This window comes from Taklimakanibacter deserti (assembly GCA_003574785.1).
On record QORU01000062.1, the window covers coordinates 1 to 607 of the forward strand.

Consider the following 607-nt stretch of genomic DNA (forward strand, 5'->3'; position numbering starts at 1 on the left):
GTTGCCGCCCAGGGTGCGATCACGCCCGCCGGTTTCCGGCGGCGTGGTGCGCTGGCCCAGGGTGTTGGCGGTGAAGCCGCGCACCGAGCCGAGGCCACCGGCGTAGAAGTTCTCGTAGAACGGGTAGGGGTCGTTGCCGACCACGTCGGCATAGCCCACCTCGCCGCTGAACTTCAGCGCCCAGTCGTGGTTGTCGTTGAGCGGGAAGAGCTGGCGGGCCTGGGCGCGCAGCTTGTAGTACTCGGCGTCGCTGCCGGGCACCGCGGTCTCCAGCGACAGGCGCTGGTAGTTGCCGGCGGTGGGCATGATGCCGCGGTTGAGGTTGTTGCGGGTCCAGCTGGCCGTCAGCTTCAGGGACTGGGCATCGGCCCCCTGCTCGTCGACGTAGCGGGTGATCTCCTGGGCGGTATCTCGATAGGTCTTGACCGTCAGGTCCTCCACCGCGGCGCCGAAGTTGAGACGGGTGATCTCGTTGATCGGGTAGCCGAAGTTGATCCCCGCACCGTAGGCGTCGGTGGAGTAGGTGGAGATATCGGAGTCCTCGTAGTCGGTCTCGCGGTAGTAGAGGTTGTAGCCGCGAGAGATGCCGTCGAGGGTCCAGTAGGGG

At 66.6% G+C, this 607-nt stretch carries 1 protein-coding gene; it reads right to left on the reverse strand.

All coding sequences use genetic code 11. The features are described 5' to 3' along the window. On the reverse strand, positions 1 to 607 hold a 607-nt coding region (locus DS839_RS35945), incomplete at both ends, for a BamA/TamA family outer membrane protein (protein WP_162919026.1).